15 protein-coding genes and 5 pseudogenes are annotated in these 23,218 nt (G+C 41.6%); 7 read left to right on the top strand and 13 right to left on the bottom strand.

Going from position 1 to position 23,218, the window contains the following annotated elements:
• Positions 1-598 precede the first annotated feature (598 nt).
• Both FH976_RS09350 and FH976_RS09345 read right to left on the bottom strand, forming a co-directional pair.
• On the bottom strand, positions 599-2,272 hold the full coding sequence (locus tag FH976_RS09350) for a GIY-YIG nuclease family protein (RefSeq protein ID WP_194090592.1): 1,674 nt from the start codon (positions 2,270-2,272) through the stop codon (positions 599-601).
• A 55-nt stretch (positions 2,273-2,327) separates the two neighbouring features.
• Positions 2,328-2,447 (bottom strand): annotated as a pseudogene (locus FH976_RS09345) (IS3 family transposase); the annotation flags it as partial.
• Between the two features lie 76 nt (positions 2,448-2,523).
• Between FH976_RS09345 and FH976_RS09340 the strand changes: the two are divergent.
• The 5 genes and pseudogenes from FH976_RS09340 (at position 2,524) to FH976_RS09320 (ending at position 7,565) form a co-directional block, all read left to right on the top strand.
• A pseudogene (locus tag FH976_RS09340) lies at positions 2,524-3,645 on the top strand (IS3 family transposase).
• A 153-nt stretch (positions 3,646-3,798) separates the two neighbouring features.
• A pseudogene (ltrA, locus tag FH976_RS09335) lies at positions 3,799-5,272 on the top strand (group II intron reverse transcriptase/maturase).
• Between the two features lie 101 nt (positions 5,273-5,373).
• A pseudogene (locus tag FH976_RS09330) lies at positions 5,374-5,916 on the top strand (cytosine permease); the annotation flags it as partial.
• A gap of 34 nt (positions 5,917-5,950) precedes the next feature.
• Positions 5,951-7,223: pseudogene (locus tag FH976_RS09325) on the top strand (cytosine deaminase).
• A 129-nt stretch (positions 7,224-7,352) separates the two neighbouring features.
• Positions 7,353-7,565 (top strand): VF530 family protein, encoded by a 213-nt coding sequence (locus tag FH976_RS09320; RefSeq protein WP_194090591.1) that lies wholly within the window; start codon positions 7,353-7,355, stop codon positions 7,563-7,565.
• A gap of 114 nt (positions 7,566-7,679) precedes the next feature.
• Here the strand turns inward: FH976_RS09320 and fusA are convergent, their stop codons facing one another.
• Positions 7,680-9,770 carry an elongation factor G gene (gene fusA, locus FH976_RS09315; RefSeq protein ID WP_194090590.1) on the bottom strand — a complete coding sequence of 697 codons (2,091 nt, stop codon included), beginning with the start codon at positions 9,768-9,770 and terminating at the stop codon, positions 7,680-7,682.
• Between the two features lie 285 nt (positions 9,771-10,055).
• Between fusA and mtgA the strand changes: the two genes are divergently transcribed.
• Entirely contained in the window at positions 10,056-10,745 is a 690-nt protein-coding gene (mtgA, locus tag FH976_RS09310) for a monofunctional biosynthetic peptidoglycan transglycosylase (RefSeq protein ID WP_194090589.1), read from the top strand.
• A gap of 8 nt (positions 10,746-10,753) precedes the next feature.
• Here the strand turns inward: mtgA and radA are convergent, their stop codons facing one another.
• Both radA and serB read right to left on the bottom strand, forming a co-directional pair.
• A complete protein-coding gene (gene radA / locus FH976_RS09305) occupies positions 10,754-12,136 on the bottom strand; it encodes a DNA repair protein RadA (RefSeq protein WP_194090588.1) in 1,383 nt (460 codons plus the stop codon).
• Between the two features lie 130 nt (positions 12,137-12,266).
• Positions 12,267-13,247 (bottom strand): phosphoserine phosphatase, encoded by a 981-nt coding sequence (serB, locus tag FH976_RS09300; RefSeq protein ID WP_194090587.1) that lies wholly within the window; start codon positions 13,245-13,247, stop codon positions 12,267-12,269.
• A gap of 247 nt (positions 13,248-13,494) precedes the next feature.
• Between serB and FH976_RS09295 the strand changes: the two genes are divergently transcribed.
• Positions 13,495-14,097, top strand: coding sequence for a YtjB family periplasmic protein (locus FH976_RS09295; RefSeq protein ID WP_194090586.1), 603 nt, complete (start codon positions 13,495-13,497; stop codon positions 14,095-14,097).
• 85 nt (positions 14,098-14,182) lie between these two features.
• Here the strand turns inward: FH976_RS09295 and deoD are convergent, their stop codons facing one another.
• From deoD to prfC, 8 genes are all read right to left on the bottom strand, one after another.
• Complete coding sequence (deoD, locus tag FH976_RS09290; RefSeq protein ID WP_194090585.1) at positions 14,183-14,902, bottom strand: purine-nucleoside phosphorylase; 720 nt, start codon at positions 14,900-14,902, stop codon at positions 14,183-14,185.
• 69 nt (positions 14,903-14,971) lie between these two features.
• Positions 14,972-16,192, bottom strand: coding sequence for a phosphopentomutase (gene deoB, locus FH976_RS09285; RefSeq protein WP_194090594.1), 1,221 nt, complete (start codon positions 16,190-16,192; stop codon positions 14,972-14,974).
• A 33-nt stretch (positions 16,193-16,225) separates the two neighbouring features.
• Positions 16,226-17,581: a thymidine phosphorylase gene (gene deoA, locus FH976_RS09280; RefSeq protein ID WP_194090584.1), complete on the bottom strand. Its 1,356-nt coding sequence runs from the start codon at positions 17,579-17,581 to the stop codon at positions 16,226-16,228.
• Positions 17,582-17,725: 144 nt separating this feature from the next.
• Positions 17,726-18,499 (bottom strand): deoxyribose-phosphate aldolase, encoded by a 774-nt coding sequence (gene deoC, locus FH976_RS09275; RefSeq protein WP_194090583.1) that lies wholly within the window; start codon positions 18,497-18,499, stop codon positions 17,726-17,728.
• Positions 18,500-18,950: 451 nt separating this feature from the next.
• Positions 18,951-20,204, bottom strand: a complete 1,254-nt coding sequence (locus tag FH976_RS09270) for a NupC/NupG family nucleoside CNT transporter (RefSeq protein ID WP_194090582.1) — start codon at positions 20,202-20,204, stop codon at positions 18,951-18,953.
• Positions 20,205-20,423: 219 nt separating this feature from the next.
• Positions 20,424-21,233 carry a TatD family hydrolase gene (locus FH976_RS09265; protein WP_194090581.1) on the bottom strand — a complete coding sequence of 270 codons (810 nt, stop codon included), beginning with the start codon at positions 21,231-21,233 and terminating at the stop codon, positions 20,424-20,426.
• A 4-nt stretch (positions 21,234-21,237) separates the two neighbouring features.
• Entirely contained in the window at positions 21,238-21,474 is a 237-nt protein-coding gene (locus tag FH976_RS09260; protein ID WP_194090595.1) for a hypothetical protein, read from the bottom strand.
• Positions 21,475-21,566: 92 nt separating this feature from the next.
• Positions 21,567-23,147 (bottom strand): peptide chain release factor 3, encoded by a 1,581-nt coding sequence (gene prfC, locus FH976_RS09255; RefSeq protein ID WP_194090580.1) that lies wholly within the window; start codon positions 23,145-23,147, stop codon positions 21,567-21,569.
• Between the last annotated feature and the right edge of the window lie 71 nt (positions 23,148-23,218).

The following is a 23,218-nucleotide window of genomic DNA, read 5'->3' as shown; positions in this document are numbered from 1 at the left end:
CCTTCCGCTGCTTGTGAAATTACGCATCTGACGTGGATTCACTTCTGTTCATCATACTGACTCCCTAGCACTTACCCGATTTATGTGGTTATCAGGAGGAGCTTCCTCTCGCGATTCAGTTCCCGTCCATCAGATAGACTTTGTTACATTGTCAGGCTCGCTTCTTTATTCAGAGCCGTAGGGTCATTTGGTGATACAAATGGTTCGCTCTTTTCGTGGCGAACAACGATTCATACGACTTCATGTCGCACTGAATGGATTCACATACGTTCATCATACTGACTACCTAGCACTTACCCGAATTGTGGTTTTCAGGAGGAACGTCCTCTCACGATTCTTTTCCCACTCAGCCCAACGGCCAAGTTTCGTTACATTGTCCGAGCCGCTGCTTTATTCAGGCTCGTAGGTTCATCTGGTGATACAGATGGTTCACTCGTTAAGCGGTGAACAACGCTTCATACGACCTCAGGTCGCACGGACATTAATGAGTTATGACATTTGCAAAATTTTAAAGCTATGGATAACTAGATATTTAGTAAAGCCTAACTCGTCGAAGCTTAGGCTATTGAATCAAATATTCATTTACTTGTAGAGATGCTTAATTCGTAGTTTGTAATGCTGATTCGTCTAATTCGCTGTAAGTTTTGATTCGACTATCTATAGGAGAACCACTTTTTATCTTTGCAGATAACTTTTTATAACTGCCTCGCTTGCAGTAATTGTCATGATTCGAGACTTTAATAAATTTGAAGGGATCCCTATCCCAAGTTACTTCGATGAAAAATGGCTTTTTAACGTCCTTAAATGTACCTACGACCAATTTAAACAAGCCATTAGACTCAGACTCTATTTTGGCAGCAATCGCAGAGTCGGAAATTGCATTGACAGGTTTAACTCCAATTCGGCTAGGAGTACATGAGCTTGGATTAAGTGTTTGGCCGCTATCTCGCTCAAAACATTCACGCCTGGAGCAAAAAATAGAATTGAGCTCACTTTGGTTAACTTTTTTATACAACCTATCGTAGAAAAGGTAAGAGCGTGTACAACAACGAGTGTCTAATACTTCAATTGGAGTCATCGACCATAGGTAGATACCTAAATACTTCAGTTTCAATCCACTAGAAGCTCTCGTTTTGTTTGTAAGCTCTATATCCTGTTTAACTTGCTCTATTTCCAAATTAAACATCTTGCTATCTAAATTGGCATCGTAGATTGGCTCAACGAAAGTGATGTCGCTTGGAGTGTTACCTGCCATCAAAGATTGGTTGTAACTGATGATGCTTGCACGCATTAACTCTATATCTTTAAAATTAACTAGTTTATTGTTGTGGTTGTAGTAACTCTTAAGGATCTTTTTGCTGTTAGCGAGTTCTTCAGTTAGCTCAGAGTAGGATATGTTTCTTGGTTTACGCGAAAAACTGCCAGAATGACATAAGTTTTTGTTTTGTAGGTATTCATAACCAGCACGGCCGCCAGGTATCATGTTTAAGCCGTTTAATGGGTAGAGCTCATTGAGAGAGCGGCGAGCAATTTCACTCTCTTCGATGACATCAGCTATCTCTGCAGATAATCCTGCCTTTAAGATGGTATGAGAAATCCTCACGCAATCTGAACCAGGTGCGCGTAATTTTTCATGAAAGCACAAATTGCTACCTGATTTGGCATTGCTAAGGTGCTCTTTATACCGAACTTGCCATGACCGCTTTGTTAGGCCGATGTAGACTTTGTAATTCTTTTTAAGTGCCTGAAGAAATAAGGCTTGGTTTTTTATCTTTTTGGCTCTCTTGACATCTTGTTTTGAAAAGAAGGCGTGCTCATAGACTTGATAGCTTGTAGTTGGTGAGGTAACTCTTTCCTCTAATGCCTTCAGTATGTAGTGAAGTGGAACTGTTATTTCTTCACTGCGTTTGCCATCTTGTTTAAATAGGATAATCAGGTCAGCTTGGTTGGATGTTGGTTTAGATTGGCATGTAAAATGACCAATGTTACTAATGTTTGGTAATGTGCCTGAGTATTTATGCACGATAATACTTAAGTCATATAATGTGAAATTACATTTAGTAACACACTGAGGTAGTGGCTTGTCCCACCATTGATTTGTTATCTCGACAAGAGAGTTTAATCCCTGTAAACCTCGGCCTTTTCCAAGTGAATCGTGGATCATTTTATGATGTATTTTACTAAGTTCATCTTCGATAGTTGAGTAAATAGAACTGTTTAGTTTGAGGGTGAGCAGTTCTAAGCTCTTAACAGAAAGGTAGTCATATTCCATTGTAAACATCCCTTTATTAGTAGCACTCGAAATTATAGTCTGAATAGCCACCGAGTCAGTAGACACTAGTTAGCCTTTCTTCATACTGCTTTTCATACTCTACAGGCGATAATTGATTATTGGAACCGTGCCTGCGTTTTACGTTGTAGAACATCTCAATATATTCAAAGATATCCATATGAAGTGGCATAGTTAATTTGGCCACCTAGTTAGAGGTGATATCATCACCTCATAATTTAATAGGTGACACTATGACTAAAAGAATACGTCCTAATTTTACACCCGAATTTCGATTGGAATCAGCACAACTCGTTTTAGACCAAGGCTACTCCGTAAAAGAAGCAGCTGAAGCGATGAATGTCGGTAAATCAACAATGGATAAGTGGGTTCGGCAGCTTAAAGATGAGCGTGGTGGGATTACACCAAAAGCAACACCAATGACGCCTGATCAGCTTAAAATTCGTGAGTTAGAAAAGAAGATTAAACGGATTGAAATGGAGAAAGAAATACTAAAAAAAGCAACCGCTCTTTTGGTATCGGACTCATTCAAAACTTCATTTTAGTTGATGAATTAAAAGCTTATTATCCTGTATCTATCATTTGCAATGTCTTTAATATTCATCGCAGTAGCTATAAATATTGGACTAAACGGCTTAAAACGCAGTCAAAAGAGCAAATACTATTATCTAGTGAAGGCTGCACATCGTGCAAGTGGTAACTCAGCAGGAGCCAGAACGATTGCAGGTATCGTTACAACTAAAGGCGTACCGTTAAGTCGATATAAAGCCACTAACATCATGAAAAATTTAGGGTTAGTTAGCTGCCAGATTAAGAAGCATCGTTATAAAAAAGCAGAAAATGAACATCTAAATATCCCTAATACATTAGATCGCCAGTTTGCAGTTACTGAGCCTAATCAGGTTTGGTGTGGCGATGTGACGTATATTTGGTCAGGACAACGTTGGTTGTACCTTGCTGTTGTGATTGATTTATTTGCCCGTAAAGTGATTGGCTGGGCAACGTCAGGCTCACCCAATACAGATCTAACAGGTAAAGCCCTTTCGATGGCTTATGAAGTTCGAGGAGCCCCTAAAGGTGTCATGTTTCATTCCGATCAAGGCTGTCATTATACAAGTAAACAATTTCGTCGGTTACTTTGGCGGTATCAAATTACACAAAGTATGAGTCGCCGTGGAAATTGTTGGGATAATGCCCCAATGGAACGATTTTTTAGAAGTTTTAAAACAGAATGGATGCCAACGGCGGGTTATCGTTCATCGAATGAAGCTAAAGTGGCGATCACTAAATACATTATCCGATATTACAACCAAGTCAGGCCTCATCAATATAACGGTGGCTTGACGCCTAATTAATCAGAACGCCGATTTAATAATGAATACAAATCAGTGGCCAATTTTACTTGACCACTTCATACAGACCTGTGTCTGATCACGAAAGTGAGCCCACTTCCGACTGGTCTCCCATTGTGAGAGAATTTGAAGAACTTTATTCAAGGAGGAAAGCAAATGATGATCTCGAAAGAGATTAGTGCATCTTCTGACGGCGCTCAATGGCAGTCCATCGATTGGAAATCCGTTGAAGCACACGTATTGAAGCTTCAAATGCGTATCGCAAAAGCAACTAGAGAAAAGAAACACGGTAAGGTGAAGTCCTTACAATGGCTCTTGACTCATTCTCGCTCAGCCAAGCTTCTTGCGGTTAAGCGAGTCTCTCAGAATAAAGGCAGTAAAACGCCTGGAATAGACGGTGTCACCTGGAACACAGATGCACGCCGTATGAAAGCAGTCAATCAACTGAGTCGCAAGGCTTACTCTGCAAAACCACTCAAACGTATCTACATTCCCAAAAAGAACGGCAAGCTCAGGCCATTGGGTATTCCATGCATGATTGATAGAGCGCAACAAGCCCTCCACCTTCTAGCATTAGAGCCTGTGTCCGAAACGTTTGCCGACCTCAATAGCTATGGTTTTAGGCCAAATCGCAGCACGGCTGACGCTGTCAGTCAGTGCTTCAAATGTTTGGCTCTAAAGCAATCAGCGAAATGGATTCTTGAGGGAGATATTAAAGCTTGCTTCGACAAAATCGGGCATGAATGGCTGATGGACAATATCACTGTAGATAAACGAATGTTAGAGCAATGGTTAAAATCTGGCTATGTAGATAAGGGCCTGTTCTACGATACCGAAGAAGGTACACCTCAAGGCGGAATAATATCTCCAACCTTGATGCTAATGACTCTCGCGGGAATAGAGCAACAAATAAAATCTACAGCCCTGAAAAAGGGTGCTAGGGCCAACTTTATCGGTTATGCGGATGATTTCGTGGTCACCTGCTCTTCAAAGGAAGTGCTAGTGAACGATATCAAACCGTTGATTGCTGACTTTCTGGCAAAAAGAGGGCTAACCCTCTCCGAAGAGAAAACGAAGGTCACTCATATTGATGATGGCTTTGACTTTCTGGGTTTCAATCACAGGAAGTACAAAGGGAAATTGCTCATTAAACCGAGCAAATCCAACACGTTGTTATTCTTGAGAAACCTACGTGAACTTATTAAAAAGTACGCAACCATCCCTGTTAACGATCTTATCAAGTTGATAAATCCGAAACTCAGAGGATGGGCGAATTACTATCGCCACTGTGTTGCTAAACAAGTATTCGGGTATGTCGCGGCCACAAACTATTCCAAGCGCTATGGCTCTGGGCAGTTAGACGTCATCCAACCAAGTCCAAAGACTGGGTTGTTCATAAGTATTTTCTTAATCGCAAAGGCCAGTGGCAATTTCACGGTTGGCAGAAAATCATGGACATGGACTGTCACTTCAATCTGTTCCAAATAGCTAAAGTGCCCATCGAGCGACACGTAAAAATCAGGAATGCAGCGACCCCTTTTGACCCTCAATACCAAGAATATCTGGTGAAGAGAAAACTAAAAGGCTCGCTCGTAACTCTTGGAAAGAGCCTGTCCCGACTGCGTTATAAGTTGCTGGGTATCAATGATGCCTTAGTGGAGGCTTGAGCCGTATGCAGTGAAAGTTGCACGTACGGTTCTTAGAGGGGCGGCACTTGGTAACAAGTGTCGTCTACTCGACATTTTTGGCGCCGCTGGTGCTTCGGCTACAGGCCAAGCGGATATTTCCGAGGTAAGGATGGCGCAAGGCCTACTTATTCCTGCCATTATTGTTTTAGGATTGAATATTTGGACTACCAATGACAACGCACTCTATGCATCAGGCTTAGGTTTCTCAAACATTACTGGTTTGCCGAGTAAATATATCTCAATGGTTAACGGTATTATCGGTACCTTATGTGCATTATGGTTATACAATAACTTTGTCGGTTGGTTGACTTTCTTATCGCTTGCGATCCCTCCGATTGGTGGCGTGATCATCGCTGATTTCTTTAAAAATCGTCAACGCTATTTCAACTTTGAAGTCACTGAGTTCAAAACTGTCAATTGGGCCGCTATTATTGCTGTCTTAGTTGGGATTTCTTCGGGTAAATTTATCCCAGGAATCGTCCCACTGAATGCGGTACTCGGCGGAGCAATATGCTACCTCATCCTAAATCCTATTCTTGATAAACTAACGCCAACACCCTCAGTGATGAGCGAATTAAACAAATAACTCGACTAATCAACAAATTACTATGAGTGTCTTTATGTCAAATCTTACGATTAAAAATGCCCGTTTATCTGGCTACGAACACCTGCAAACCATCACAATTAACGATGGAGTGATCACCCAAATTAGCTCAACATCCGGCACATCTGAAAACGAAGTTATCGATGCTCAGGGTAATTTAGTCTTGCCTCCATTTTGCGAACCTCATATTCATTTAGATACGACACAAACGGCAGGAGAACCTAATTGGAATTTGTCTGGTACTTTATTTGAAGGTATCGAGCGCTGGGCTGAACGCAAAGGCATGCTGTCAGTTGAAGATGGTTAAGCAACGTGCAAAACAAGCCTTAAAGTGGCAAATCGCTAACGGTATTCAATTTGTACGAACCCACGTCGACGTTTCCGATCCAACCTTAATAGCCTTAAAAGCAATGCTTGAAGTCAAAGAAGAAATGAAACCTTGGATTGACGTGCAAATTGTCGCTTTCCCGCAAGAGGGAATTTTGTCTTACCCAAATGGCAAAGAACTGCTTGAAAAGGCTGTACAGTTAGGTGCCGATGTAGTTGGGGCGATCCCACACTTCGAGTTCACGCGTGAATACGGTGTCGAGTCTTTGCATTTCGCCTTTGAACTGGCACGAAAATACGACCGCTTGATTGATGTTCATTGTGATGAGATCGATGATGAGCAATCTCGTTTTGTCGAAACCGTTGCAGCATTGGCACATAAATACGATATGGGCAGCAAAGTGACCGCTAGCCATACCACGGCAATGCACTCCTATAACGGTGCTTATACTTCTCGTTTATTCCGCCTATTACGCATGTCTGGCATTAATTTTGTCGCCAACCCGTTAGTGAATATTCACTTACAAGGTAGCTTTGATGATTACCCAAAACGCCGTGGTATTACCCGAGTAAAAGAAATGCTCGCCAGTAATATCAATGTCTGTTTTGGTCACGATGATGTGTTTGATCCTTGGTATCCACTTGGCACAGCTAACATGCTGCAAGTGTTGCACATGGGGCTACATGTTTGTCAGATCATGGGTTATGAGCAAATTAATGATTCATTAAAACTGATTACCGACCATTCTGCGCGTACTTTATCTATTCAAGATCATTATGGTATTGAAGTAGGAAAGCCGGCTAATATGATCATTCTGCCAGCTGAAACTGGATTTGAGGCCGTTCGTCGCCAAGTTCCGGTACAGTACTCTATTCGCGCGGGTAAAGTCATTGCAGAAACTCAATTGTCTCAAACGCACATCCAGCTACAAGAAAGAGAGCACATCACGTTTAAGCGTTAATAAAATAACTTAAACATTTGTGGCCTTTGATAAAGAACTGTCTAAGGCCGCCGTTTACGATGAACATTCCTACCGTTACTACATTCCGTTATACTCTTTCCTATCTATCGCTTTTACATCAGGTGTCTTATGACGCAAAATAATAACCCGCTACATGGTATTACTCTGGAAAAACTGCTTACTGAGTTAGTCGCTCACTACGGCTGGGAACAGCTAGGACAAATAATCAATATCCGCTGCTTTCAATCTGACCCTAGCATTAAGTCCAGTTTGAAGTTTTTACGCAAGACGGAATGGGCTCGTACGAAAGTTGAACAACTCTATATCACCTTAAAGCACTAGTCTCAGTCTCAGTCTCAGTCTCAGTCTCAGTCTCAAGTGTCGAGAAATATAAGACATAAAAAAACCGCCATCGCTGGCGGTTTTTATTTAAAGCTAAATCAGCTTAAAAAAGAATTACTTCTTCTCAGCTTCTTTACGTGCTTTAACGTCAGCAATTACTTGCTCAGCTACGTTCATAGGACAAGGTGCGTAGTGTGCGAACTCCATAGAGAACTGACCACGACCTGAAGTCATTGTACGTAAAGAACCGATGTAACCGAACATTTCAGAAAGCGGTACATCAGCCTTGATGCGAACGCCTGTAACGCCAGCTTCTTGGTCTTTGATCATGCCACGACGACGGTTAAGGTCACCAATAACATCACCAACGTGATCATCAGGAGTAAATACATCTACTGCCATGATAGGTTCAAGAAGTTGAGCACCAGCTTTAGGCATTGATTGACGGAATGCGCCTTTCGCTGCGATTTCAAATGCTACTGCAGATGAATCGACTGCGTGGAAACCACCATCGAATAATTCAACTTCAACGTCAAGTACTGGGAATCCTGCAAGAACACCAGTATTCATCATAGACTTAAAGCCTTTCTCGATAGCAGGCCAGAATTCTTTAGGCACGTTACCACCAACAACCACTGATTTGAACGTAAAGCCAGTGTTTTGCTCGCCTGGTTTGATACGGTAATCAATTTTACCAAATTGACCAGAACCACCAGATTGTTTCTTATGCGTGTAGCTATCTTCAATCGCTTTAGTGATCGTTTCACGGTAAGCAACTTGTGGTTGACCAACAAGAAGATCAACACCGTAAGTACGCTTCAAGATGTCTACTTTGATGTCTAAGTGAAGCTCACCCATACCTTTAAGGATGGTTTCGCCAGTCTCTTCATCAGTTTCAACTTGGAACGTTGGATCTTCTGCAACCATTTTACCAATCGCAACACCCATTTTCTCAGAACCGCCTTTATCTTTAGGCTGTACAGCAATCGAAATTACTGGATTTGGGAATACCATTGGTTCAAGCGTTATTGGATCTTTTGGATCACACAGAGTATGACCAGTTTGAACATTCTTCATACCAACGATAGCGATGATATCGCCCGCTTGTGCAAAAGTCAGTTCTTTACGTTCATCAGCTTGCATCTCAACCATACGGCCAACGCGCTCAGTTTTACCCGTAAACGAGTTCATGATGGTGTCACCTTTGTTCAGTTTACCAGAGTAAATACGAACGAAAGTTAATGCACCAAAGCGGTCATCCATGATTTTGAATGCTAGAGCTTTAAAAGTTTCATCAGCAGAAACGATTGCATGCTGACCATTTTCGTTACCTTCTTCATCCATAAGAGGTTGAGGATTAACTTCTGTTGGAGAAGGTAGGTAATCAACAACAGCATCAAGAACAAGTTGCATGCCTTTGTTTTTAAACGCAGAACCACAGTATGTTGGGAAGAATGCTAGATCACGAGTACCTTTACGGATACAACGTTTAATGTCTTCTTCAGAAGGTTCTTCACCTTCCATGTAAGCCATTAGTAATTCGTCGTCTTGCTCAACAGCCGTTTCGATCATTTCTTCACGATATTGCTCTACATCGTCAACCATATCGGCAGGAACATCTTCAACTGTATAGTTTTCTGGAAGACCGGTTTCATCCCAAATGTAGGCTTTACGAGAAAGAACGTCTACAACGCCTTTAAATTCATCTTCGATACCGATTGGTAGAGTCATGATAAGTGGAGTAGCACCCAGTACTTTCTTCACTTGCTCTGTAACACGGTAAAAATCTGCACCCATACGGTCCAGTTTGTTTACGAAGATAATACGTGCAACTTCTGAGTCATTCGCATAACGCCAGTTAGTTTCTGATTGTGGTTCAACACCACCAGAACCACAGAACACGCCGATACCACCATCAAGAACTTTAAGAGAACGATATACTTCTACTGTAAAGTCAACGTGTCCAGGGGTGTCGATTACGTTGAAACGGTGGTCTTTCCAGAAACAACTTACTGCCGCAGATTGGATAGTAATCCCGCGCTCAGCTTCCTGTTCCATGAAGTCAGTTGTTGATTCGCCATCATGCGTCTCACCACTTTTATGGATAGTACCAGTTAGCTTTAGGATACGCTCAGTTGTGGTTGTTTTCCCCGCATCAACGTGGGCAAAAATACCAATGTTTCTGTATTTTGATAAATCAGTCATTGTCTTACTCTATTAATAGGATATAAAGTTCGCGCAGAGTATAACACAATCTGTCAAGACTGATATCCCCTGCGCACATTTGAATAAAAAATCTTTTGGCGTGTCAATTTCAAGCTAATAAGCCAGTTTTTACACTTTAACTCTAGTTAGATTTAGCTCTAGGCAGATTAAACTATTGCGGCTAAATTATGGAGCACCAGCAATATCTGCTATGGTCTCACTTTGCCAAACAATGGATATTGTGACGGTATTTTAAGCAAAAATAAAAAAAGCGAAAGGATTAGCATGAGAAAATGGATAAAAAAATGGCTATTACGCTTAATTATTACCTTTATCGGATTCTCTATTCTCATCACTCTCCCTTTGAGGTGGGTCAATCCTGTAATTTGGAGCTGGAAATTACAACGTGAATTGTCACCGCCAAGCCAATACCAACAACGCAACGCAGCCAAATGGGTCACACTAGATAAAATATCGCCTAATATGCAACTTGCGGTTATCGCTTCAGAAGATCAGCGATACCCTAATCACCACGGTATTGATTTAATCTCTACCAGTGAAGCAGTTGAAGATATTATCTCTGGCGAGCGACGTCGAGGCGCTAGCACAATCACTCAGCAAACGGTGAAAAATCTATTTTTATGGCCAGGTGAGAGCTTAGTCCGAAAAGCAATAGAGGCATGGCTCAGCGTCATTGTTGAGTTAGAATGGGGAAAGCACCGTATTCTTGAAATGTATTTAAATCTCGTGGAATTTGGTCCGGGTATCTTTGGTGTTGAGGCTGCCAGCAAGCATTTTTTCGGAATTAATGCTAGCCAGCTTTCAACGTCACAAGCTGCACAATTGGCGGCTGTACTGCCAAACCCTTATTTATTTAAAGTAAATAGACCTACTCAATATCAATGGCAAAGAATTAATTGGATCGAAACTCAAATGAATCAATTAGGATTTGGCTATTTAAAGGAAATGGATTGAAAGAGAACTTAAAGTTCATCAAATGCATCAATCGCTTCCGATAGCTTTTTCACACCGTGAATTTGCATACCAGCAATGCCACCTTTGGGCATATTCGCAGCAGGAACAATGGCACGTGTAAAACCGTGTTTGTACGCTTCCATTAAACGCTCTTGACCACTAGGTACGGGGCGAATCTCTCCCGCTAAACCGACTTCACCAAATACAACAACATCTTTGGGTAATGGGCGATCTTTGAAACTCGACAATAAAGCCATTAATAAGGAAAGATCGGCGCTAGTTTCCGCCACTTTTACCCCACCAACAACGTTAACAAAGACATCTTGATCTGCCATTTGCAAACCGCCATGTTTATGCAATACCGCTAATAACATGGACAAGCGGTTTTGATCTAAGCCAACCGCCACACGACGCGGATTAGATAGCTGCGAGTAATCCACCAGCGCTTGAATCTCGACCAATAATGGTCTTGTACCTTCCCACACAACCATCACAGAGCTGCCCGATGTTTCTTCATCACCACGAGATAAGAAGATAGCAGAAGGATTACTTACCTCTTTTAAGCCTTGCCTTGTCATGGCAAATACGCCGAGCTCATTCACTGCACCAAAACGGTTTTTATGACTACGCAAGGTTCTAAAACGGCTGTCTGCACTACCATCTAATAAAACAGAACAGTCAATAATATGCTCTAGTACTTTAGGCCCGGCCAAGGTCCCATCTTTGGTCACATGGCCAACCAAGAAAACAGCCACATTATTTTTTTTTGCATAACGAGTTAAAGTGGTGGCTGACTCTCTAACTTGAGAAACACTACCAGGAGAAGATTGAACGTCCGCTACATGCATCACTTGAATCGAATCAATTACAATGATCTTTGGCTGTTCTTTCTCCGCAATTTGACAAATCTTATCGACATTGGTTTCCGATAACATTTTCAAATGCTCTTTGGGTAAGCCTAAACGAGAGGCACGCATCGCAACCTGCTGCAGTGACTCTTCCCCCGTAACATAAAGGGTTGGCATCTGCGCCGCGAGTCGACAGACACTTTGGAGTAATAAGGTACTTTTACCTGCACCAGGATTACCACCGATTAACACCGCCGAACCAGGAACAATCCCTCCCCCCAAAACACGATCAAATTCTTTAAAACCGGTTGAAAAGCGTGGAACTTCTTGCAAATCAATTTCAGAAAGATTTTGAACTTGAGATTCTGACCCGCTACCCGCGTATCCCGATAAACGCTCATTACGCGCCACTTGAGGAGAAGCGGCAAGCCGAACTTCTGTAATGGTATTCCACGCACCACAAGCATTGCATTGCCCTTGCCAACGTGGAAAATCTGCTCCGCAGTCATTACAGACATAAGCGCGTTTTGCTTTGCTTGCCATGGTTTTCTCTCAAGTAATTTAAACGTTATACCTTACGACATTAAGTTTATGAGGTTCTAAAACTTAAGTGTATAAATAGGAAAAGCAGAACGACTAAGCTCTGCTTCTTGCTCTAAGCCTCTGATTTCGTCTACGGAATAGCCTTCCAACTCACACGTTTTTGCTTAATCAACGCGGCAGATAAAATACAAACTACGCCACCAAGCCCGGCATATCTCACTACGGTTTGTGCTTGCTGTTCAACTTTCGGTTTAGCATGATAAGCAACACCTAGTCCAGCGGCAGCCATCATCACTAAATCATTCGCACCATCGCCCACGGCAATTGTATTGTGCTGCTCTACATCGTACTCATCGGCTAAACTCACTAGGATATCCGCTTTAGTTTGAGCAGAAACGATATCCCCTAAAACCTTGCCCGTCAGTTTTCCATCGATAATTTCCAGGGTATTAGACTGGGCATGATCAAGTCCAAGCACCGATTTTAGATGATCAGAGAAATAAGTGAAGCCGCCGGATGCAATCGCCGTTTTCCAGCCTAACAAAGTGAGCGTATTCACCAACTCTTCAAGTTCTGGCATAAAAGGTAAATCAGATCGAACTTGCTCAAGAATCGATTCATCCGCTCCGGCTAAAGCTCCAACTCGCTCACGTAAACTGGCTTCAAAGTCTAATTCGCCTTGCATCGCCCGTTCTGTAATCGCCGACACTTTCTCTCCAACACCGGCTAATTTCGCAATTTCATCAATACATTCAATTTGAATCGCAGTGGAATCCATATCCATCACAATTAAGCCCGGCTTGTGTAATTCAGGCAAAACATTAATGGATGCACAATCAAGATGCATCCCATGAACAAATTCCATTAATTCAGGTGACAAAGAGCCTGACATCAACGCCACTTCATAACGACCAACCTTCCATGCATCTAGCACAGCATGAAGTTCACCAGTAAACGTCTCAATTGCATCAAAATATTCGGGAGGTAAATACTCACCAAAAACGATCCATTGAGCACTTATTTTGGCTAAACAACTGTGATCTTGCGTTTCAGGAAACCTCTTTAAGAGTGATATATTACGCTGTATTTTCAATTTTTTTGCTACATCCATGTTTCTTATCCTCATCTAATCTGATCCAAGTTACCTTATTGCAAATTAGTTATGCAAGCCTTTCACTCTTTCATAGACAAAATGCTCACTTGATAAGCAATTTTGTGTCCATAGTCAAATGAATTGAGGCTTGAAATGGCATGGGTAACAAGGGAAGAGGCATATTATTTTCAGAAACATCGATACTTCAGTTATACTTGTTCGCATTGTTTTGGCTTAAATATCCATCGTAAAGGTTAAGTAATTTATGCAAACGTCTTTATTTTCTTGGCGAGTTTTTTTGCGTTTAATCGCAATAGCTTTGTTAGCTGGTATGTTTATTTACACCATCATTAATAGTTTTGTTATCAGCAGAGATAATGAACGCATTCAAAATTCCCAGCTTAATACGCTCACTAGTTTGTTAGTCTCCCAAGCCGCTATGTCTGCCAGTAACTTAATCATGAATGACGATCAAGACGCCCTATTGAATTTAGCAAACCAAATTGCTTCAGAAAAGTTAGTACAAGATACCACAATTTATAATACAGAAGGGATCCGTTTAGCTTCCAGTGATAAGGCTAAACCAGCTCGTGCAACCTTAGGTTTTGATACACCACTGGGTATTGCAAACATTGGTTTAGAGCAGTTAGTGAAACCTATTTTTAACGATAATAATGCGATTGGATTTATTCGTATTACTTTTGAAAAAGGTGAAGTCACTGCGATCTCAGATCACCGCTACAGAAACAGTGATCATCTAATGTATATCATGCTGATCTTAAGTTTTTTAAGCGGCATATTACTGTGCTTACTTTTTCTTTATAAGCCAAAAGATAATATTGAAAATATCTTACTTAAAGACCTCTAAGTTCTAAACTTGAAAATACTCCCAACAAAAAAGCGCCCTAATCTTATCAATTAGGGCGCTTTTTTATATCAGTTATAGAAGATGATTATTCTTTATCGCCAAGTAGAACAGAGTCTAATGCAATATAAATCATTTCGTTAAACGTAGTTGCACGTTCATCTGATGTAGTTTGCTCACCCGATTTAATATGATCTGATACCGTACAAATCGCGACCGCTTTTGCGCCATATTCAGCCGCTGCGCCATAAATGCCCGCCGCTTCCATTTCCACACCAAGGATGTCATATTTATCCATAACGGTGAACATATCTGGATCTGGTGTATAGAACAAATCCGCTGAGAAAAGATTACCGACTTTCACTTTAATGCCACGTGCTTTAGCCGCTTCTTCCGCATTTTTAACCATGTGATAGTCTGCAATCGCAGCAAAGTCGTGATCTTTAAAGCGTATACGGTTTACTTTAGAATCGGTACATGCGCCCATTCCAATAACCACATCACGTAATTTAATATCATCACTTACTGCGCCACAGCTTCCCACACGAATGATTTTCTTAACGCCGAAATCTTTGAAAAGCTCAGTAACATAAATAGAACAAGAGGCAATACCCATGCCATGACCCATTACTGAAACTTTACGGCCTTGATAAGTACCCGTGTAGCCAAACATGTTGCGTACGTTACAAACTTGCACCGCATCATCTAAAAAATTCTCTGCAATATATTGTGCACGAAGTGGATCACCCGGCATCAAAACAACGTCTGCAAAGTCACCCATTTCAGCATTAATATGTGGAGTTGCCATGTTTATTTCCTTATTAGTGTTGATGCACCGCTTAGATTCAAGCGGTGGCTTAGATAAATGATTGTGTATTTATAGGAAAGATTTACCGTAATCCATATTCGAAGTACCAAAATACTCCGCTAGACTTTGACCAATATCAGCAAAAGTATCACGACGACCTAATGAACCAGCCGGTACTTTAGGGCCAGAAACTAGGACTGGAATGTGCTCACGCGTATGATCGCTACCTGGCCATGTAGGATCACAACCATGATCGGCAGTTAAAATTAGAACGTCATTAGGCTCTAAAATCGCTTGAATTTCAGGTAAACGTTTATCGAAATATTCCAGCGCTGCAGCGTAACCGGCGACATCACGACGATGCCCATAAGATGAATCAAAATCGACAAAGTTAGTAAAGACGATAGTGTTATCACCAGCTTGTTTTACTTGTTCAAGTGTCGCATCGAACAATGCTTCTAGGCCGGTGGCTTTGAATTTTTGAGTAATGCCACAACCTGCGTAAATATCAGAAATCTTACCGATTGAAACCACTTCACCATTTTTTTCATCAACTAATTTTTGCAATACCGTCGCCGCTGGTGGCTCAAGCGATAAATCATGGCGATTACCCGTACGCGCAAATTCGCCCGCTTTCGCACCGATAAATGGACGCGCAATAACACGGCCAATATTATACGGCTCCAGCTCTTCACGGACAATTTCACACAGTTCAAGTAAGTTATCCAAGCCATACGTTTCTTCATGGCAGGCGATTTGAAAAACCGAATCAGCAGAAGTATAGAAAATCGGCCAGCCCGTCTTCATGTGTTCTTCACCCAGCTCATCAAGAATAACCGTACCCGATGAATGACAGTTACCAAGATAGCCAGGAAGATTCGCGCGTTTAACGATGCTGTCTAGCAGTTCTTGAGGAAAACTATTTTTCTCATCACTGAAGTAACCCCAATCAAACAACACTGGCACACCTGCAATTTCCCAGTGTCCAGACGGCGTATCTTTACCTGATGACAACTCGGCAGCATGACCATAAGCGCCCGTAATAACGGCATCTTCATCAAGACCTATTGGGAACTTGCCTGTCGATTCTTGCGCCGCTTTACCCAAGCCTAATTTTGATAGGTTTGGCAAACGCAATGGACCAGAGCGCTGATCGTTATCGGCTAAGCCTAGATTACATTGCTCAGCAATATGACCTAAAGTATCCGCGCCAACATCACCAAATTTCACTGCATCTTCTGATGCGCCGACTCCAAAAGAATCGAGTACTAAAATAATTGCACGTTTCATCATTTATTCTCCTTCCAAGCTTGCTGGATCGCTTTATAGATCTTGAGCTCGGATTTGACGATAAATAGTTGGAGTTGCTTGATAGCTATTGTGATTATCTGTAATAGTTATCGCTCGTTGTAATTCATCCGCAGCTTGCTGCCATTGCGTTTCTGTTCGAGCATGGATCATTGCAAGTGGTGTTTGCTTATCCGCAGTTTCACCTAAACGAATAAACTGATCAAACCCTACCGCATAATCAATTTTATCCGCTGCCACTTTACGTCCACCGCCCATTGAGACGACTGCCATACCAATGGCTCGAGTATCCATTGCGGTGACTGTACCTATTTCTTTAGCGTAAACCGGTTTGATGATCTCAGCCTCAGGCAAATAGTCATGGTAATTTTGCATGAAATCTTTCGGGCCGCCGAGACCGGCTACCATTTTTCCAAAACATTCTGCTGCTTTACCGTTATCTAGCACAGCTTGTAATTTTTGCTGTGCATCATCGGCATCCGTAGCAAGGTTTCCGAGCAGCAACATTTCAGAGCACAAAGCCATAGTAACTTCGAATAAACGAGGATTACGAATCTCACTTCGCGAGTTCATCTCACCATTTAAAAACTGTACTGCTTCACGAACTTCCACTGCATTACCAGCAGAGGATGCCAATACCTGATTCATATCTGTTAAAATTGCCGTGGTTTGAGTCCCAGCGCCATTAGCGACCGCAACGATTGATTGCGCTAACTCTTCAGACGCTTCATAGGTTGGCATAAACGCGCCAGAGCCCACTTTTACATCCATCACAAGTGAATCAAGCCCTGCGGCCAATTTTTTGGATAAAATCGATGCCGTGATCAGTGAAATATTATCTACTGTCGCTGTAATATCACGCGTGGCATACACGCGCTTATCCGCTGGTGCTAAATTGCCGGTTTGGCCAATGATCGCGATCCCAGCGTCTTTAGTCACTTCACCAAATAATTCATTACTTGGCATGATATTGTAACCTGGGATCGACTCTAGTTTATCAAGAGTGCCGCCAGTATGACCAAGTCCACGCCCTGAAATCATAGGAACAAAACCACCACACGCTGCGACCATAGCGCCAAGCATTAATGAGGTCACATCACCCACACCACCCGTTGAATGTTTATCAACTATCGGGCCTGAAAAGTTCATGTGTGACCAATCAATCACCATACCAGAATCTCGCATTGCACAAGTGAGCGCAATTCGTTCTGGCATCGTCATTTCATTAAAAAAAATGGTCATCGCAAAAGCAGCGATTTGACCTTCAGAAACGGTATCATTAGCAACGCCTTGGATGAAAAAATTAATTTCTGCATCCGTCAGCACTTCGCCATCACGTTTTTTTCGAATAATTTCTTGAGGTAAAAACATCACAACCTACCTGCTGTTTATCTGAACGGTATTTATGCGTTCTCTTTGTCGATAAGATCCTATGGAGAACGGAGTAAAAGATAACCTAACCTTAATGTTTAGGTTATCCATACCGACAAAAATGAGACTCTCAAAATAGAGAGATTAGTAACCGCCTTCTGCTGCTTTTTCGCCTTTACCTAACGTATTAAGTAAGTTAGCAAGTAAGCTTGAAGCACCAAAACGATAATGCATATTGTCAGCCCAATCAGCACCTAAAATACGGTCAGCCATAGCAAGGTAAGCTTTTGCATCTTCTGCGGTACGAACGCCACCAGCAGGTTTGAAACCTACGGTTTTAGCAACGCCCATGTCCTTAATAACATTGAGCATAATTTCGGCAGATTCCGGTGTTGCATTAACCGGTACTTTACCCGTTGAGGTTTTAATAAAGTTTGCACCCGCTTCAATAGAGATCTGTGAAGCACGTTTAATTAACGCTTCCTCTTTTAGCTCACCGGTTTCAATGATCACTTTTAGCAGAATATCACCACACGCGGCTTTACATTGTTTCACCAGCTCAAAACCAGTTTTCTCATCGCCCGCAATAAGTGTTCGATATGGGAAAACCACATCAACTTCATCTGCGCCGTAAGCAATAGCGGCTTTGGTTTCAGCAACCGCGATATCAATATCATCATTACCGTGTGGAAAGTTAGTCACAGTAGCAATTCGAATCTCTGGAGTGCCTTGTTCACGTAGCGTTTTTTTCGCTATAGGAATAAAACGTGGATAAATACAGATGGCAGCCGTGTTACCCGCTGGTGATTTTGCATCTTTGCATAAGGCAATCACCTTCTCATCCGTATCGTCTTCATTCAACGTGGTGAGATCCATTAATTTTAGTGCACGTAAAGCTGCTGCTTGTAAATCGCTCATTTCTATCTCCGATGTTTAAATTATATCGATGAAGCTTTGATCAATGTTATTTTAAAGTTTAGCTCATTAACCAAAACTGATTGGACGTTAGTCCTAATAAATAGTCTGAAATGAACGGACTTGGTTCCTTGAAGACTTAACGCTAAATAAAAATTCAGCATTAATTGCAATCCTTGTCACCGCACAACCCAAAGTCTATAGGTTGTATACATAGTGATTATACTGATAAAGGTTTTATTATCAGTTTTTGTCTTTAACGCAAACGGTTTGTATCTCAAAAAAAACGTTAGATCAATAACATTATTTCTAACGATGAAAACAAAGCCATGGCCTGAAATCTAACCATTTGAGATTAATGCCATATACGGCAGAAAATAAAAACAAAAAGCCGTAGCAAAATTTGCTACGGCTTTAATGTTCTTCAATTAGCGTCTATATATACAAACTCAAATTACATAGTTTGTAGAGTAATGAAGAAGCCTGCGATAGCTGCTGCCATTAAGTTAGATAATGTACCAGCAAGCACCGCTTTCATCCCCATTTGTGCAATATCAGAACGGCGCTCTGGTGCAAGACCACCAAGACCACCCAATAAAATTGCAATAGAAGAAAGGTTAGCAAAACCACATAAAGCAAAAGAAATAATTGCTTTGGTTTTTTCAGAAAGAATAACGGATGCACCTTCTGCAAGGTATGGGGCAAAGTTAGAATAAGCCACAAATTCATTCAAAATAGTCTTTTGACCAATGAAAGAACCCGCAATCGTTGCTTCACTCCAAGGCACACCAATCAACCAAGCAACCGGTGCAAACACATAACCTAAAATAAGCTCTAACGTTAAACCCTCAAGGCCAAACCAACCACCGACACCACTTAAGATACCATTGATTAATGCGATTAAACCGATAAAAGCTAATAGCATTGCGCCTACGTTTAACGTAAGAGCAAGACCAGAAGATGCACCAACAGCCGCGGCGTCAATGACGTTTACTGGTTTATCAGGATCATCATTTAATGTGCCTTTGATTTGATCAATAGGCTCTTCCGTTTCAGGCTTGATGATTTTAGCAAATAACAGCCCACCAGGCGCCGCCATGAATGATGCCGCGATTAGGTAAGACAATGGTACACCCATTGCTGCATAACCTGCCATAACACCACCCGCAACAGAAGCTAAACCACCACACATTACTGCGAATAATTCAGATCGTGTCATTTTCGGCACAAAAGGACGAACCACTAATGGCGCTTCTGTTTGGCCAACGAAAATATTCGCTGTTGCAGACATAGATTCCGCGCGAGACGTTCCTAATGCTTTTTGTAAACCACCACCTAAAACTTTAATAACAATCTGCATAATGCCAATGTTATATAACACAGAGATTAATGCAGAGAAGAAGATAATGGTAGGTAGAACTTTAAAAGCAAAAATGAAGCCGACACCGTCAACAGAAAAGTTAACTAGGTTGCCGAAAAGGAATCCAATACCCTCATTACCGAAATCATAAACGTGCTGAACACCGTTTGTCATCGATGCTAAAACATCTTTCCCCCAAGGAACATATAATACGAATGCACCTAGGCAGAATTGAATGGCAAATGCGCCACCGGTTGTTCTTAAATTAATTGCTTTGCGGTTGTCAGAAAAAAGAACTGCTACTGCTAGCAGAAAGATCATTCCAACAATGCTCATAACCAGGCTCATGGTATATGGCTTCCTTATTTTAGGTTAAAATTTATGTAAATTGGAGTTCCAAAATCGGGGTGATTATACTCTGACATCCCGTAACAAAGTAATACCCAAATCACATTAGTTAATGTAAAGATAATGAAAAGAACAAATCAGCGTGATGAAGATCACCTTTACGAAAGATGAATGAGTCATAAAAACAAGCAAACGGTTGCTTTTTATTGATAATTGTAATCAGTCTAATGAAAATAATTGATGGCTATTCAACCACACTTGCTTGGCGATCATTTCGCGGCTTTCTTCTCTTGCCACTCCTCTTAAATGATAAAGACCATCAAAAACCAAGCTGATTTTTGCAGGATGATTATCCTCTCCTTGAAATCCATTTAAAGGCATATCCGGCGCATCGGTTTCAAGCACTAGCGAATTAAGTGGAATACGCAATATTGTCTCGCGAGTTTTCTTGGCTCTTGGGTAAGTGATAACACCTCCTACACCAATATAAAAACCTAATTTAATGTACTCCATCGCTTGTTGATAACTGCCCGAAAATGCATGAATAACGCCACCTTTTTTAGGCTTATACTGGCGAAGGATTTTTAGCACCTGATCATGAGCTTTACGAGCGTGCAAAATCAGGGGCAAATGAAGGTCTGCGGCAAGTGCCACTTGCGCTTCAAATAATTGATATTGTTTTTGGATCATATCGGGTGTAAGAAGAGACGCTTCTAGCATGAAGTCCAATCCGCACTCACCAATCGCGATACACTGAATTGAGCGAGAAGAAAGTGCTTGCTTGAGATTATCTAAAGCATCATCACTATGTTGTTTTAGAAAATAAGGATGCAAGCCTAAAGAATAATATAAGGCAGGAAATTGAGTCGCTAACGACTTTACCTCAAACCAGTTTGACTCCCCTACTGATGGAATGATGATTTTACTCACTCCAACATCATTGGCGATATCGAGATGTTTTTGCGTTTGTTTAAAAGCGGAGAAATCAAAATGACAATGCGTATCGACAAATGTATAAGGAAAAGTCATCGCATTATGCTTTGAAGTTAGAATCAGAGGTTAATGTTTCTTTCGATACTGAATCTTGCGATGCGGGGTCTGCTTTATAAACACAGCAACTGCGTTTATGCTCAGGGGTGAGGCCTAACTCTTTACACCAAGCATCATAGCGAGCTAAGTATGAACGGCATCTATCTTTTATCTTATGAAAAATTTTCACGATATGAAGAGTCTTGCCTTTATAGAACGATTTGAATTGAGAAAACCACATGTATAACCCCTTTCATCAGCCTTGATGGTTTGAGTATACATGTGGTTTCAATAAACTCGCAACTAGGTGCAAAGTTTGATGCTAGTTAAATTTTAGTGCTCACGTGTTGCTCTAAACTCAACATCAGGAAAACGCTCTTTAGCGAGGTTTAAGTTCACCATCGTTGGTGCAACATAGGATAAGTTATTACCACCATCTAGCGATAAGTTAGCTTGGTTTTTACGCATAAACTCTTCTAACATTCTCTCATCAGAACATTCAATCCAACGAGCCGTTGCCACATTAACCCCTTCATAAATGGCCTCAACGTTATATTCCGATTTCAAACGTGCCACCACCACATCAAACTGAAGTACACCAACTGCGCCAACAATCAGATCATTGTTTTGCAAAGGACGGAAAACTTGCACCGCACCTTCTTCAGAAAGTTGCACTAAGCCTTTTAGAAGTTGCTTTTGTTTTAGTGGATCACGCAGACGAATACGGCGGAACAGCTCTGGTGCAAAGTTAGGAATACCGGCAAATTTTAACGCTTCGCCTTGAGTGAAAGTATCACCAATTTGGATCGTTCCATGGTTATGCAAACCAATAATATCACCCGCATAAGCATGTTCAGTACGAGTACGATCACCAGCCATAAAGGTTACCGCGTCCGAAATATTGACATTTTTGCCAGTACGAACGTGATTCATTTTCATGCCTTGCGTATACGTTCCTGACACAATGCGCATAAATGCAATTCGGTCTCGGTGTTTTGGATCCATATTGGCTTGAATTTTGAATACAAAACCTGAAAACTTCTCTTCGGTTGCCTCAACTTTACGCTCATTCGTTTCTCGAGCAAGCGGCGCTGGAGCCCATTGCGTCAAGCCGGTGAGCATGTGATCAACACCAAAGTTACCTAATGCGGTACCAAAAAATACTGGCGTTAACTCTCCGCTTAAAAACAACTCACGATCGAATTCATGTGCTGCGCCAATAACCAATTCTAAGTCTTCACGTAACTGCGCGGCAACGTCTACACCAATAGCCACATCAAGGTCTGGATTATCCAACCCTTTAATCGTGCGTACTTCTTGAATGGTACTACCTTGGCCCGTGGCGTATAAAATCGTTTCACCACGATGAATGTGATACACGCCTTTAAATTCTTTACCACTGCCAATCGGCCATGAAATAGGTGCGCACGCCATTTTTAGCTCACTTTCAACTTCATCAAGTAAGTCCATCGGATCACGTGTATCACGATCGCATTTGTTCATAAACGTCACGATCGGAGTATCACGCAAGCGAGTCACTTCCATCAATTTACGTGTGCGGTCTTCGACACCTTTAGCTGCATCAATGACCATCAAACATGAATCAACCGCGGTTAATGTACGGTAAGTATCTTCAGAGAAGTCTTCGTGTCCCGGAGTATCCAACAGGTTCACTAAGCAATTATTATAAGGAAACTGCATTACAGAAGTGGTTACCGATATACCACGTTCTTTTTCCATTTCCATCCAGTCGGATTTGGCATGTTGGTTCGAACCACGCCCTTTTACCGTACCCGCTTTTTGCAAGGCGTTTCCGAACAACAATACTTTTTCGGTAATGGTGGTTTTACCCGCATCCGGGTGAGAGATGATCGCAAACGTACGACGCTTGCCAACTTCAGACAGGAAAGACATAAGTGCTGTAAACCTTATAAACAGTTTGTCTGTTGCCGTATTTGACAGCAACAAAAAATAATAGGATCGCT

Source organism: Vibrio hibernica (genome assembly GCF_015223435.1).
In the GTDB taxonomy this organism is placed as follows: Bacteria; Pseudomonadota; Gammaproteobacteria; order Enterobacterales; family Vibrionaceae; genus Vibrio; species Vibrio hibernica.
This window is presented reverse-complemented; position numbering and strand designations above follow the sequence as displayed.